General features: G+C 48.2%; 11 protein-coding genes and 1 CRISPR repeat array. Of the genes, 3 read left to right on the forward strand and 8 right to left on the reverse strand.

The window, feature by feature from the left end; genetic code table 11:
• Nucleotides 1–315: 315 nt before the first annotated feature.
• The 6 genes from QUA36_RS29350 to rpmI all read right to left on the reverse strand — a co-directional run bounded on the left by QUA36_RS29350 (nt 316) and on the right by rpmI (nt 5,104).
• Nucleotides 316–2,511, reverse strand: coding sequence for a diguanylate cyclase domain-containing protein (locus QUA36_RS29350; protein WP_333164989.1), 2,196 nt, complete (start codon nt 2,509–2,511; stop codon nt 316–318).
• On the reverse strand, nt 2,508–3,116 hold the full coding sequence (locus QUA36_RS29355; RefSeq protein ID WP_333164986.1) for a chemotaxis protein CheC: 609 nt from the start codon (nt 3,114–3,116) through the stop codon (nt 2,508–2,510). Before QUA36_RS29355 ends, QUA36_RS29350 begins: the two co-directional genes overlap by 4 nt.
• On the reverse strand, nt 3,113–3,490 hold the full coding sequence (locus QUA36_RS29360) for a response regulator (protein ID WP_333164983.1): 378 nt from the start codon (nt 3,488–3,490) through the stop codon (nt 3,113–3,115). The genes QUA36_RS29355 and QUA36_RS29360 overlap by 4 nt, the downstream gene beginning before the upstream one ends.
• Nucleotides 3,491–3,727: 237 nt before the next feature.
• On the reverse strand, nt 3,728–4,258 hold the full coding sequence (locus tag QUA36_RS29365; RefSeq protein WP_333164980.1) for a tetratricopeptide repeat protein: 531 nt from the start codon (nt 4,256–4,258) through the stop codon (nt 3,728–3,730).
• A gap of 272 nt (nt 4,259–4,530) precedes the next feature.
• The gene (gene rplT, locus QUA36_RS29370; protein WP_006634165.1) at nt 4,531–4,887 is read right to left on the reverse strand and encodes a 50S ribosomal protein L20; all 357 of its coding nucleotides are present in this window, start codon (nt 4,885–4,887) and stop codon (nt 4,531–4,533) included.
• 19 nt (nt 4,888–4,906) lie between these two features.
• The gene (rpmI, locus tag QUA36_RS29375; RefSeq protein WP_006634164.1) at nt 4,907–5,104 is read right to left on the reverse strand and encodes a 50S ribosomal protein L35; all 198 of its coding nucleotides are present in this window, start codon (nt 5,102–5,104) and stop codon (nt 4,907–4,909) included.
• 398 nt (nt 5,105–5,502) lie between these two features.
• Between rpmI and QUA36_RS31490 the strand changes: the two genes are divergently transcribed.
• Nucleotides 5,503–5,751 (forward strand): MrcB family domain-containing protein, encoded by a 249-nt coding sequence (locus QUA36_RS31490; protein ID WP_445251248.1) that lies wholly within the window; start codon nt 5,503–5,505, stop codon nt 5,749–5,751.
• A gap of 73 nt (nt 5,752–5,824) precedes the next feature.
• On the opposite strand, the gene QUA36_RS29380 is transcribed toward QUA36_RS31490, so the two are convergent.
• Nucleotides 5,825–6,097 (reverse strand): hypothetical protein, encoded by a 273-nt coding sequence (locus tag QUA36_RS29380; protein WP_333452213.1) that lies wholly within the window; start codon nt 6,095–6,097, stop codon nt 5,825–5,827.
• Between the two features lie 217 nt (nt 6,098–6,314).
• The gene (gene pdhA / locus QUA36_RS29385; RefSeq protein ID WP_333063130.1) at nt 6,315–7,352 is read right to left on the reverse strand and encodes a pyruvate dehydrogenase (acetyl-transferring) E1 component subunit alpha; all 1,038 of its coding nucleotides are present in this window, start codon (nt 7,350–7,352) and stop codon (nt 6,315–6,317) included.
• Between the two features lie 838 nt (nt 7,353–8,190).
• On the opposite strand from pdhA, the gene QUA36_RS29390 reads away from it, so the two are divergent.
• Both QUA36_RS29390 and QUA36_RS29395 read left to right on the forward strand, forming a co-directional pair.
• Complete coding sequence (locus tag QUA36_RS29390; RefSeq protein WP_333459942.1) at nt 8,191–10,512, forward strand: IMS domain-containing protein; 2,322 nt, start codon at nt 8,191–8,193, stop codon at nt 10,510–10,512.
• A gap of 259 nt (nt 10,513–10,771) precedes the next feature.
• Nucleotides 10,772–11,998 carry a glycosyltransferase family 4 protein gene (locus QUA36_RS29395; RefSeq protein ID WP_333459943.1) on the forward strand — a complete coding sequence of 409 codons (1,227 nt, stop codon included), beginning with the start codon at nt 10,772–10,774 and terminating at the stop codon, nt 11,996–11,998.
• A 77-nt stretch (nt 11,999–12,075) separates the two neighbouring features.
• Nucleotides 12,076–14,504: direct repeats of the CRISPR family, unit length 37 nt; unit sequence GTTTCAATCCCTGATAGGGTTTTAGGTTTTTTCCGGC.
• Nucleotides 14,505–14,608: the final 104 nt, after the last annotated feature.

Consider the following 14,608-nt stretch of genomic DNA (forward strand, 5'->3'; position numbering starts at 1 on the left):
TACCTGTTTTTCTTGCACCCTTACTACTTTTTTGGTCGGAAAATCCCTACACTGTTTACTTTTCTCACTGATTCAGCGAGCCCTAGATAGAAGGTTGAAAATTTCTTTCTTTTCAATGGTTGAAAAAAAATGTCAATCAAATGCTAAAACTTCGTTGTGCTTACCTCAACGACCTCTTGGCCATTTGAGGCTTTTGCAAAACCGGGATGGTCCCAATGACAGAAGAGGGATATCAGGGTTTGGATCACGGGCTTACAGTGGCATTTTTTTTGCGGACTGATATTACTACTCTGAATTCACAAATATGGCAATTCGTCAAGCGTTGGTGGGAGAGGGTAAATTAGTGTTGGGTAGAGAAAAATCTACAGGAAGTATCGAAGTGCCTGTCCCATTCGGCTTGCCAGCAGCAGGATCAGGCTGGTAAAGTTGGATACGATCGCGCCCAAGTCGTTTAGCTTGATACAGGGCTTGGTCGGCTGCGGCAATCAGAATTTCGGCTCCCGATTCAGATCCAGGAACAATACTCGCTACGCCCAGGCTGAGAGTGACGTACTCGCTCACCTGAGAACCAGCGTGGGGAAGCTGCAAAGCTGCGATTGTAAGCTGTATTTGTTCGGCTACGATCACTGCGCCTTGAATCGAGGTATTTGGCAGAATAACGGCAAATTCTTCGCCTCCGTAGCGAGCTACTAAATCGGCGGGGCGATTGACTGCATCGGCGATCGCCGCGGCGACTTGTCGCAAACATTCGTCCCCGCCTTGATGCCCGTAAGTATCGTTGTAACTTTTAAAAGAATCAATATCGCAGAGAATCAGGGACATGGGCATTTGTTCCCGCGCTTGTCTACGCCACTCCATTTCTAAATACTGATCGAACCGTCGGCGGTTTGCTAGCTGCGTGAGTGCGTCCGAAGTAGCCAAGCGCTCTAACTTGAGGTTGGCTGCTTGCAACTGCTGGTATAGTTCTGCTTGCTTGATGGCGATCGCCAACTGGGTGGCCAGAGAAGACAGCAACTCTACTTCCAACTGCATCCACTGCCGGGGACTGCACTGGTGGGCCATCAGCAGCCCCCACAACTCGTCTCCTTGCACTAAAGGCACAACCAAATAAGCTCTCACCGCGAATTGTGCGAGCAAATCAATTTGATATTGCGGCAAATCGGCGGCCAAGACATCGGCGATCGGTCGGATCGCCCGATGTTGGTAGGCTTCGAGATAGAACTCGTCAAAACAGAATTTTTCCAGGGTTTCCCCCAACATCGGCTTGCAGTTGGCAGCTACAGATTCCACTGTTACCGCCCCCCTCGCCGGGGCGGCGCAGACACTGCCGGTACAGGGGTTGAAGCGGACGATCATCACTCGATCGGCCTGAAGGAACTGACGCACTTCTGTCACTGTCGTGCTGAGCACTTCACCCAAATCCAGAGACTGGCGGATATGCTGAGTAATCGTCGCCATCAGCAGTTCTCGTTCGTTCTGCTGCCGCAGCGCCTCTTGTGCCCGTTTGTACTCGGTGATATCTTGAGCGGTGCCGAAAATTTGTTTGGGGCAGCCGTCGGCTGTGCGGGCGAAAACTTGGTCGCGGCAGCGAAACCAGCGCCATTCGCCTGATCGATGTTTGAGCCGATACTCCAACTCCAAAATATGCCCGTCTTGAGTCGAGGGAAATTTTTTCTGGTGGGCTTTGAGCCTCGGCAAATCTTCTGGGTACACCAAACTCGAGTACAAAGCAGTTTGCATCTGTAAAATTTCTTGGGGAGTGTAGCCCAGCAATTTAGAAGCTTGACCGTTGACGTAGACGTTGCGCTGTTCGGTCAAATCGTAGATGTAGAGCAAATAAGGCGCCGCGTCAGCAATTTGCTGGATGAAATGCTGGCTCGATCGCAATTCTTCCTCCACCCGCTGACGCACTTGCACTTCTTCCACAGCTTGATCCCGCATTGTGCGGTAAGCTTGGATGCGATGGGTGAGGTCGGTCACGTCTTGAATCACCAGCAGCGCGTAGAACGATGGGGCATTGACCCCCGGCCATATTGATGACGAAGCTGAGGGTGCAGATTCCCTAGACAAAAAAGCACTTCTTGATGAGCCGACTCCGACACTACCCTCTGATTCCAACTCAAGAGTATGGAGAACCCAGTCTCTAATCTCCTGTTCTTCTATGCCAGCCTCTAGGGCCGGCACAGCAGTCACAGTAGTTTGCTGAATTCGCTGCTGGCCGTCTTGCCAAGTTGCCGGAATCAGGTGTTTGTGAATTTGAGAAGAAAAAATTGTTGGCGGGCCTCCTGCAAAGATTTGCTTGAAGCGAGTGGCGTACTTTAACTGACTCAGGTGAGGAAAATGGGTTGTGATCTTTGTTCCCAATATTTGGCTGCGGGGAATTTTAGTCCACTCTTCCAGACAAGCGTTCCAAAACAGCACCACAAAATCATCTTGCAGCAAGCAGGCGCCGACTGGTACGCTGTCGAGAACCCCAAACTTTTCCTTAATACTTTTGCTCTCCTCAATCATAGACCCCCGGCAAGTTGATTGATAGCAGTCAACAAGGTGTCAAAGGAATTAACATTGAAAATAAGAATGATATCTCCTTCAATGTGAAGCCTTTCAATCATGAAACTGGTCTGGGCTAATAAAACAACTGTATCAGTAGCTAAACCGCCAGATATCAGCAAACTAGCAATCGTCCCTTCGCTATAAGTGGGAATTGAATAGTTCAGGCGCTGCTGAAGTACGTTGCTGATTGCACCCATGACCCCATTAATTACAATATTTCCCACTTCACTCAGCGTACCAATTTTGACTGAATCGAGATCCTGAGTTCCAACTTCTTCCCCTGTAAGCATTGTCACCAGCAGGGCAGCGCTGTTTGTGGGAAAAACTAGCTGGGCAATGCCTCCAAAGGAGCCTGTGAATTTGAGCTGGACAGCGGCGATTTGCTCGCCGTTGAGGTGTTGCTCTAACTCCTCTTCCACGTCAATGGGAGTCAGGATTTGAAGGTAGGGGATTTGCAAGCGAATCGGGGAGTCAATCATGTCGTTCAAAACCCCTGCGGCTTGACCGATCCCGATGTTGACGAGTTCCTGCAAAGCATCGAGCTGTCGAGTGCTTAATTTCATTGGGTGCTCTCCTCGCTGACACTGAGAGCTTTTTTGATCCATCCGATTAGTTCGTCTGAGTTGGGCATTTTGTGAATGACTGCCAGGGCTCCGAGTTCCATGCACTCGGAGCGGGTGCTTGCTTGGATGTCTGCGGTAATGACGATCACTGGAATTTTATATCCTCGATCGCGCATGGCTTGCAGGACTTCCCGACCTTCCATTTCTGGCATCAGCAGGTCTAAGAGCATACAGTTTGGGGTTTTAGTGCCCAGCAGTTCTAGAGCTTCTGGGCCGCTGGATGCTTCCCAAGTCTCGTATCCTTCTGCTCGCAGGATTTTGCAGATTACCCTGCGAGTCAACCACGAATCTTCGACAACGAGAATTGATGTCACTACGTTCTCCTCCTTCTATTGTTTAGGACTGACCGGCGTTGCAGGTACTGCTTTTATCTTGACAGTAATTTAAAGTGTTGGGACGGTGTGTGATCGAGCTTCACTCGGAATTCCTGTTCTTAAAAACTAACGCATTAATGTGTTGGATAGTTTAGTATCTTGGACTATGTTAAGAAAAAACCCGGTTTCTGAATGAAACCAGGTTTGCGGGATCTCTATTGCTCCTCACAAGGGCGCTCAATTATAGATTACCAAACGCTTCCGAAGGGACTCTACTCGCTGTTTGGCAGTGGTATTGTCTGGCTCGCAGGCGAGAGCTTGTTCGTACATTTCCAAGGCTTGAGCGGTTAATTTCTTGCGCTCGTAGGCGTGACCCAGGTTGTTGAGACAGGTAACGTATTCTGGCTGCAACTTCAGGGCTTCTTTGTACTGGCGGATCGCGATGTCGTACTGTTCTTGGCCGAAGTGTGCAAAACCGAGGGCGTTGTAAATAACAGCTTGATTTTCTTCGCCTTCTAAGTCTTTGGCTTTCAGGGCTTTTTGAAACAGTACGATCGCCTGGGAGTAAAGCTTCTTATCTAGATAGATACTTCCTAATTCGTAGTATTCCTGTGCTGTTCCTTTTTCTACTGTCAGCTTATTTTCTAAGCGTTCCAGAGACATTTCCAGCTTTCGAGTTTTGAGAATCTGGCGCACCACAAACCAGGAACTGCTGCCGAGTATAGCGAGCAGGACTGTCAGGTAAACAATCAGTAAATTACTATCCATGTTTTTCTTAAATTTAGGTAGGTCTGTGGAAGGTTTTATTTATTTTAAGGCGCTAGCAATCTCTGAGATTTGCCTCTGCAACTGTATAAAAAACAAGGAAATAGCGATCGACTGGCCCGATCGCGATTTCTGAAAAAGCCAGAGTCCAGAAGTAAGAACAAAGAAGGAAAGTTTGTCTCAACATCCTAAATTTATCAGGAGTTTTCCTTCTCTGGCAGACCGTTAAATCTTTCTTACTTCTGCTTTGTGCTTTCTGAGAATCAAGGGAACTTTCAGGCTCCGGCTCGATTAGCCATTTCCACGACTTTACCGAATGTTGCCGGGTCAATGATCGCCATTTGTGCCAGCATTTTGCGGTTGATTTCGATGTTGGCTTTTTTCATGTTGCCGATCAGTCTGCTGTAGCTCGTGCCGTGCTGGCGCGATGCGGCATTGATCCGAGCAATCCACAGGCGGCGGAAATCGCGTTTGCGTTTTTTGCGATCGCGATAACCGTTACGCAGGGCCTGCATCACCCGTTGGTTAGCTGTGCGGAACTGTTTCGACTGTGCGCCTCGGAAACCCTTGGCTAATTTGAGAATTTTTTTGCGGCGCGCTCTGGCGACATTACCGCGTTTTACCCGTGTCATCTTTAATTTCCGTTAAACTTTACAAGTATGGAAGCATTAACCGCACGTTAGCATCGTTGGTCTCGTCGATGACGACCAGCTTAGATAGACGGCTTTTGCGAGCTGAACTTTTGTGCTGTAGCAAGTGGCTTTTGTAAGCTTTACGGCGCACAATTTTACCGCTGCCGGTCGCTCTAAAGCGCTTTGCGGCTGCTTTGCGAGTTTTGAGTTTTGGCATGAACTGGTGTTATTTGGACACAAGCTTATACCGTATCACGTTTGTGCTACTTTCTGCAAGGGAGATTTGCGGGTTGGGGGTGGCGCTGCATTTGCGGCGATATACAGGATGGGCGATCGGCTAATCTTGCGGTAGTTTGCGGTAGTTGACACTTGGTATAAAATGTTATACCGCAACTGCGGTATAATTAATGGTTATACCTCTGGGTTATCCGCAGGGTTAATATTTGAAAGCTGCTGGTGAGGCACTATATAAATTAAATTGAAGATGCAACATTAATTATTGGTTATGGCGCTTAGAGACTCCCTTGAAAAAATCCTTTGGAAATATCCATTGGTCAGTAACGACAACATCAAAGGACATTCATTTGCTACTTATGTCAGAAATGTAGTAATGTAGTGCCGAAATCAATAAGTGCTTCATTGGAATTACCAGAAATCTATAGCGTAAAAGCTTCCGCAGGGAATGGTTCTTGGGCTAAAGTTCCTTGGATAGCAATATTTAACAAGCTTGTAACTGAGAGTGTCCAGTCGGGCTTTTACTGTGTTTATTTATTTCGCGCTGAGTTCTCTGGCGTTTATCTTTCTCTCAATCAAGGAATAGCAGATAAAAGAAATAAGTTCAGACTTGGGAGAGGGACATGGTAAGGGTTCAAGCACAACTATTTAAAAATAAGCTTGGTTCTGACAAGCTCAGAGAATTTTCCGATCCTCTCGATCTTCAGCTTGATTCGATATATTTTACTATTTCTTGACTCCGAATTCTTAAGCCGAGGTGTTCGCAGACTTCTACAGGAATAGCTGTGCGTACTGCACCAGTATCTATCAGTGCTTCTGCTTCGTACACGCGCAACAGATTTGGATTGAGCAATCCTCTCTTGACTAACTCTTCATCAATGGCATTCGTTAGCTTGACTTTGACTCGAACTGCACCCTTATTTTTGCTGGCTTGAATTAGATTGCGATCGAGATTTATGATATCGCCTCTTTTCATCTAGAAAGTCTACCTTTGATTCTAGCCACAATTTATGGTATTAAGGTTCGCAGTGCCAACGCTACAATTAGAGCTTGTATGTAAGTCTTACAGCGTATTCCAGGTTGAGGAAGTGCAGTAGGGACAAAGGCTTTCGCCCCGTCCCTACAGGGATATATCACTCTTGTGGATTGGGCATCCTGACCGCCCTAAACATACAAGTTAAATGCACAACAGCTTACTCATCTTCTGCATAGATAAACCGATACAATTCGCTAGGATCTGGCTCGGCGCTTTTCTCAGCAAAATCCACTGCATCGTCAATTACTGCTTGAATTTTATTATCGATCTCTTTCAATTCTTCAGCAGTTGCCAAAGTTCGATCGATCAAATCAGCAGCCAACTTCTTAATCGGATCGCGGGGGAACCAATATTCCTTCTCTTCCTTAGAACGCAACTCATCAGGATCGGCCAAAGAATGGCCGCGAAAGCGATAAGTCAAAGCCTCGATCAAAGTCGGTCCCTCGCCGGCCCGCGCCCGCGCCACAGCTTCCTTCGCCACTTCCCGCACTGCCAAAACATCCATCCCGTCAACCTCAAAACCAGCCATGCCAAAAGCATGAGCCTTCTTGTAAATCAGCGGGTCAGAAGTAGCTCGCTCGTGGGCCATCCCGATCGCCCATTTGTTGTTTTCCACAACATAAATAATCGGCAACTTCCACAAAGCCGCCATATTCAAACATTCAAAAAACTGCCCGTTATTTGCAGCACCATCGCCAAAAAAACAAGCAGTCACGCCATCGGAACTCTCATCCCCCAAAGCTTCGCGGCGGTACTTCGATTGAAAGGCAGCCCCCGTAGCTACAGGAATCCCCTCAGCCACAAAAGCATAACCTCCCAACAGTCGGTGTTCGGCCGAAAACATATGCATCGAACCGCCGCGGCCCTTCGAGCAACCAGTTTCCTTCCCGAACAACTCCGCCATTACCTCCCGCGCCGGCACGCCCGCGCTCAAAGCGTGAACGTGATCGCGGTAGGTGCTGCTGACGTAATCGGTGTCATCCCGGCGCATCGATCGAATCACGCCAGTAGAGACAGCTTCCTGACCGTTGTACAAGTGGACAAAACCAAACATTTTGCCCCGGTAGTACATCTCAGCACACTTGTCCTCAAAGTAGCGCCCCAAGACCATATCCTCGTAGAGCATCAAGCCCTCATCCCGAGAAATGGTTACGCTTTGCGCGTCAAAAACTGGTAAAGTCCGTTCCTGAACCATAAATAATTAATACCCGACGATCGGCTTCCTTGACATCTAAATTTAAACCGAGATGGGACACAACCGCAGCAGAAAACGATCGCACCTTTTCTGTGCAGCACTTCACCAATTGTTAAAATGAGTTTGGCCCTCGGGGCGGATTGCCGGGACTCGGAGAACCAACTCCCATCTAAACCCCATGCACACCAATGATATAATTCCATTACTCTCAAACCCGAAAATGCTCAAGAGTCAAACGACTCATTTAGCTGACGGGCAATCAGTAACTCAGGGCTAAAGCCACTGAGCTTGTGAGAGAAATCTCTCCCAAGCTGTACTGACCAGCTATCGCCTTAACTGGCTACGTTTTTTGAGTCACGACACCCTGGAATGCGTAGCTAGTTCCTTGCTCTGTCGCTGAAGGTTAAACAGTTCTAAAGTCACTGGAACAGTGCTTTCAGCCTAACAAGCTCACTAAACATTGACCGACAAGCTAACTTTACCCCAGAAATGGGAGATTGAGGGCAACCATACCCTCACGCCTTGGGGCAACCACACCCCTCCGCCCCGCGAGGGGCATTCAAGGCGATTGAAATCGCCGGGTCGTTTTCCTCTCAGGACTAAAGTCTCGCTCGTTTCCCACTTACCGAGTATTTCTTGTGAGCCTTTGCATTTTCCTCACTGTAAAACGCCCTAGAGGGAAAAAAATCAGAGTATCTCTACGGCAAGTCCAACATACCGTGAATGGGGCGGTTGGAAGCCAACACCAGAATTTTTGATTTGGTTTGCGGGAGTATGTCACTTAAGATAGGCTAATTCAGTTGCTAGCGCTTTGGGGAAGTGGACAGTTCTTTAACTTATGTTAATTCCACTAGATTACTACCGGATTTTGGGTCTACCGATTCAAGCTACTGCCGAACAGTTGCAGCAGGCTCACCGCGATCGAACTTTACAGCTTCCGCGCAGGGAGTATTCCGAAGTTGCGATCGTCGCCCGCAAACAACTGCTCGATGAAGCCTGCGCCGTTCTGTCAGACTCAGAGGGGCGCAAAGCTTACGATGCCAGTTTTTTAGCCAAAACTTACGATCGAGAGTCGGAAGCCGCACAGGAAGCCAAGCACCAGAGGTCAAAAACCTTAGCAGGCACGGCCACCGTCCTGCAAGACGCAGGAGAAACCGCTCCGGCAGAGTCCAAGGCTTTAGAGGCTGCTCCCGACCCCCACACTCCAAGTATTGAAATCGATGACAACCAATTCGTAGGAGCCCTGCTCATACTGCAAGAACTGGGGGAATACGAACTCGTACAGAAGCTGGGTCGCCCGTATCTTAACAATGGCAGCATCGCGATCGCAGAAGGTCGTTTCGGCGACCCTCAGCTCGTGAGGCCAGATATAGTTTTAACCGTCAGCCTTGCCTGTCTAGAACTCGGCCGCGAACAGTGGCAGCAAGGTCAGTACGAAAATGCCGCAAAATCATTAGAAGCAGGTCAAGAATTGCTGCTGCGCGAAAGCCTATTTGCAAGCGTGAGGGGTGAAATGCAAGCCGACATATACAAACTCCGTCCGTACAACATTTTAGAGCTATTATCACTCCCCGAAGAAAAAGTCGCCGAGCGTCGCCGGGGGCTGGAAATCCTGCGAGAAATGCTTCAAGAACGAGGCGGTATCGACGGTTCGGGAGACGATCGATCGGGTTTAGGAATAGAAGACTTCCTCCGGTTCGTGCAGCAAATGCGTAAACACCTAACCAGCAGCGAGCAGCAGGCGCTATTTGAAGCCGAAGCCGGCCGCCCCTCCGCAGTCGCCACTTACCTCTCGGTCTACACCCTGTTAGCCCAAGGATTTGCCGCCAGACAGCCATCGATGATCCGTCGGGCAAAGCTGATGCTGATGCAGCTCGGTCGCCGCCAAGACGTTCACCTGGAAAAAGCCGTTTGTTCGCTGCTGCTGGGCCAGACAGAAGAAGCCAGCAGAGCCCTCGAACTCAGTTCGGAAAAAGAACCCCTGGCCTTCATTCGCGAACATTCCCAAGATTCACCCGACTTGTTGCCCGGACTGTGCTTGTACGCCGAACATTGGCTACAAGAAGAAGTGTTTCCCCACTTCCGCGACTTGGCCAACGAGTCAGTGTCCTTGAAAGACTACTTTGCCGACCCGAAAGTACAAGCTTACCTAGAAGCTTTGCCACAGGACGCAGAAACCGCCAACGAATGGGTCGTCGTGCAGCCCCGCGCCGGCAAGCTCCCAGGGCGACTGCAACCGGCAGCAGGCCGATCGCCCGCTGCCATACCCGCACAGCCACCCACAGCCAAGCAGGGAGCCAGTACCGTCACCTTGACCCCCGTACCGGGCGACGCTTCCACCGCAGCTTCGGGCGCGAAATCCCAGGCAGCAGTGGCCGCGCCAAGCGCTGTTGCCCCGGTCTCTCTCCCGATAGCTACAGTGCCACACCCTGCAGACTCGACTTCCAAACAACGCAGACGCCAACATTCAGGGCGCAGCGGAGCAAGTGGCAATGGGCTAAAGGGCGATTTTGCCGATCGGGCGCGCACCAAGGCAGCAGAAATTACCGCCCAAGTCAAGTCCATGCCTCCAAACAGGTTGGCTTTGTTTCTAGTCGCAGGTGTCCTGAGCCTGTTATTCCTGTGGTTAATACTCAGTCTGTTGGCTAGCGCGATGCAAGCCCTATCGGGCCCATCCCTCCAAGGAGAGCAAGCCCTCGTCCGCCTGGAAGAACCGCCCTTAGAAATCCCTGCCTTGGCCGCGGCCCCAGAGCCGAGCGCCACAGGCGCAGTGTCGGGAGAAATCACTGAGGAATCAGCGGAACAAATAGTTCAAAGCTGGCTGTCGGCGAAAGCAGCGGCTTTGGGCCCCAATCACGCTGTCGAAGAATTAAAGCAAGTTCTGACAGAACCGGCTTTGTCTCGCTGGCAATTGATGGCAGAAGCTCAACAGCGAAACAACGCGCACCAGCGTTATGTACACAAGCTGCAAGTTAATGGAGTTAAGCCGAATCCGACTAATCCCGATCGCGCCCAAGTAGAAGCCCAAGTCGGGGAAAAAGCTGAAGTGTTCGATCGCGATCAGCTCGTTTCTTCCCGCAATGAAAACCTGCGGGTGCGCTATGACTTGATCCGCCAAGACGGACAGTGGCGGATTATGGATTGGCAAGTGATTAAGTAAGGAGTTGTTCTGTTGACTGTTGACAGTTGACAGTTGACAGTTGACTGTTGACTGTTGACCTGGGATACCGACATCTACCTGCAAGTCCGAGGATTGGAGTAATGAACAGTCTTCTTTTAATTTCTCTCGATCGGGCTTGGGGCTGTAAACCTATTCTTTCTGGTAATTGGTAATTGGTAATTGGTAATTTCTGCTAGTTGCTAATTACCAATTTTTAATTATTAGGTTAATTTTTCATTCTAAAAGCGGGAGTTTTGAATTGCAGATTATTGTTGAAGGCTGGCGTTTTATTTATCATTCCTATTGCGTAGTCAATCAATTTCAACTGCTGGAAATGCACGCGCGGCGCAGCTATCCTGTAGGGAATCGCCCGCGAAGTCAAATGGAGCTTTTCCACCGGGATATGCCCTACATTGACGCCGCTTGGGAGACGAAAATTAGTTTGTTCGATCGCCCAAATGAAACATTACTTCGCAGCATTAAGAGTCCTGCGGTAAATCAGTCAGCCGATGTTACTCTGCGAATGTACTGCCCGTGGGACTTCTCGGCATCCAGCAGCGCTCAAACTTGGGTATTTGCAGCCACAGAATGGGGGATTATTACCAGTTCAGTATTACAGGCGATGGGTGTGAAGTCGATCGCCCAAACTCCGGTTAACTCAGAAACGAAAATTATTACACCTTCAGCTTGGTCAAAAGCCGGCTTAATTCGCAGCGGTGTTGAGGCCGATCGCATTGCCGTTGTACCTTTGGGAGTCGATCCTAATATTTATTATCCTGCTGCGGGCGATCGGCGTCAATCACTGCGCCAAAGCTTGGGCTGGTCAAACTATTTTATATTTTTAAACATCGGAGGACAAACGGATCGCAAAGGTATTCGCCCTTTATTAAAAGCCTTCGCTGCGGTAGTTGACAAATATCCAGATGCGAGATTAGTTTTAAAAGGTTCTGAACTGCTTTATCCGTCGAGAGACGAGATTGCTGAAGCCTGCCGAGTTGTGCTCAACGATGCGGAAAGAGCGAGGGTTTTACCGAGATTAATTTATACTGGTAGCCAGCTATCTTTTGCTCAAATAGCAGAGTTTTACCAAGCAGCAGATGTTTATGTTTCTCCCTATTTGGCAGAAGGTTTTAATCTGCCGGTATTGGAAGCTGCAGCTTGCGGTTTGCCGGTTATTTGCACTGCCGGCGGCCCTACGGATGATTTTACGCGATCGGACTTTGCACTGCGGATTGAAAGTAAATTTATGAGTGTGGTAAGTGACGGGGAAACGTTATTTATCTTAGCTCCTGAGTGGGAACATTTGAGTGATTTGATGCAAGGGGCGATCGAACAGCCTGGATTGGCTGCGAAAGCGAGGGTTGCGGGCCCGGCTTTTGTGGCTGAAAATTTTACTTGGAGGCGCGTAGTCGATCGATTGCTTGAGGTTATGGGAGGAGATAGAAAGAGAGAGGAGAGGTCTATTTTTGAGCCAATAATTTTGTAGTTTGGGCGTTTCAAGCCCTAGATGGGGAAATAGGTTTTTTCCGGCTCTACGGCTTCACGGACTGAGCAGATATTTTTGTTTCAATCCCTGATAGGGTTTTAGGTTTTTTCCGGCGATGGCAATGCTTGCCAGAGATTTACTTGGAGTTCAGTTTCAATCCCTGATAGGGTTTTAGGTTTTTTCCGGCCAGGTCTGGAAGTGGTCGGCGGACTCGAAATTCTCAGTTTCAATCCCTGATAGGGTTTTAGGTTTTTTCCAGCTTTCTTCCAAGTATATCTGCCACATAGACTTAGGTTTCAATCCCTGATAGGGTTTTAGGTTTTTTCCGGCGTTCCATCACCGGAACAAGTTGCGTTAGATTCACCGCGTTTCAATCCCTGATAGGGTTTTAGGTTTTTTCCGGCCAGGTGAAGAATGGGTAACTCATTTCCGCAATCTCCAGTTTCAATCCCTGATAGGGTTTTAGGTTTTTTCCGGCTGAATTGTGGTCTGTGGGCTTTGCCCAAGCTAAGCGTTTCAATCCTTGATAGGGTTTTAGGTTTTTTCTGGCATATTCCCGATTCCTGGCCACTTGTCCTTGTCTCCGGTAGTTTCAATCCCTGATAGGGTTTTAGGTTTTTTCCGGCTTGGGGAAGTAGAACAACAGACCGCGCGGTCTGGAATGAAGACAAGTTTCAATCCCTGATAGGGTTTTAGGTTTTTTCCGGCGAGAAAGGTGAACGGATAGGGTTATGGGAAATCGTTTCAATCCCTGATAGGGTTTTAGGTTTTTTCCGGCTTGCGATCGCCCGGCGGATTGAGTGGGGGGGAGAACAGCCGTTTCAATCCCTGATAGGGTTTTAGGTTTTTTCCGGCATAGGGGGATACAAAGAGTGAAAATCCACCAGCCAGTAGGTTTCAATCCCTGATAGGGTTTTAGGTTTTTTCCGGCTTCACCGCGGCCGGCACTACCTCGCGGCCAGTAAGTAGTTTCAATCCCTGATAGGGTTTTAGGTTTTTTCCGGCTCTTTGACTTTGGGCGGTGCCGCCAATTCTGTAACGTTTCAATCCCTGATAGGGTTTTAGGTTTTTTCCGGCCTTAACAAAGAAAATGTAAGCTTGAGCTACTTAGGTTTCAATCCCTGATAGGGTTTTAGGTTTTTTCCGGCTTTTTCGCGTGTTTTATGCTTCTTCATCTTCCATGTTTCAATCCCTGATAGGGTTTTAGGTTTTTTCCGGCGGAAACTTAGGTAAGCCCTCCATTGCCGGAGATTGTTTCAATCCCTGATAGGGTTTTAGGTTTTTTCCGGCTCCGGTTTGTAGCAGGCACATCGCTATACTTGTGTTTCAATCCCTGATAGGGTTTTAGGTTTTTTCCGGCTGGGCTTCGTTGATTGCAGCAGGTAAGAAGCATTATGAGTTTCAATCCCTGATAGGGTTTTAGGTTTTTTCCGGCTAAAGGTCGTCGCCCTCGTTTCTGGAAAAAGCTTGTTTCAATCCCTGATAGGGTTTTAGGTTTTTTCCGGCAGTTACTGGCTAGAGTCCAGTAGCAAGTATGGAGTTTCAATCCCTGATAGGGTTTTAGGTTTTTTCCGGCTTGTTCATTTATCAGAAATGTCGCTTGATATTAAGTTTCAATCCCTGATAGGGTTTTAGGTTTTTTCCGGCGCGAGGTTAATACCTCCCATATATGCGTTGATGTTTCAATCCCTGATAGGGTTTTAGGTTTTTTCCGGCAAACGCATTTGTAGATCCACTTTTTACTAAGTGTTGAGTTTCAATCCCTGATAGGGTTTTAGGTTTTTTCCGGCCAAAGGCTTTATGATACTCTCGACAAATTATCTAGTTTCAATCCCTGATAGGGTTTTAGGTTTTTTCCGGCCTGGATTCTAGCCAGAAACTGGGAAAGAAAAGGCGAAGTTTCAATCCCTGATAGGGTTTTAGGTTTTTTCCGGCGTTTTACGGGATTTGCCAATGAAAATTCTAGTTTTTGTTTCAATCCCTGATAGGGTTTTAGGTTTTTTCCGGCTCTGTTGAGTTAAGGCATTTTCCGCCCCATCGTGTGGTTTCAATCCCTGATAGGGTTTTAGGTTTTTTCCGGCTTGTTTTTAACTGCGATCGCTTCCAATTTTTTGTTGTTTCAATCCCTGATAGGGTTTTAGGTTTTTTCCGGCGTAAGCGTTACTTAGTTCGCTTACCTGCGGACGATGTTTCAATCCCTGATAGGGTTTTAGGTTTTTTCCGGCTTACCCGCACCCGTTGGCGCTGCTGACAGTATAGTTTCAATCCCTGATAGGGTTTTAGGTTTTTTCCGGCAATCTAGAGAGAGAGCCGGGTGCGGAAAATAAAGTTTCAATCCCTGATAGGGTTTTAGGTTTTTTCCGGCATTAGTAAGCCATTTTCAAAAGGGAATGAAGGAGTTTCAATCCCTGATAGGGTTTTAGGTTTTTTCCGGCCGGCATCTACAGAATCGACGACATTAAAAAGTGTGTTTCAATCCCTGATAGGGTTTTAGGTTTTTTCCGGCGAGGAGGAAATTTGGTGAGTGACTGGATAAGTAGTCAGACACAATTAATTACACAAATACATAGTAGAATGATATTTCCGGCAAAATTATGAGTTAATTACACT

Origin of the sequence: Microcoleus sp. Pol10D4, assembly GCF_036701555.1 — a bacterium.
GTDB lineage: Bacteria > Cyanobacteriota > Cyanobacteriia > Cyanobacteriales > Microcoleaceae > Microcoleus.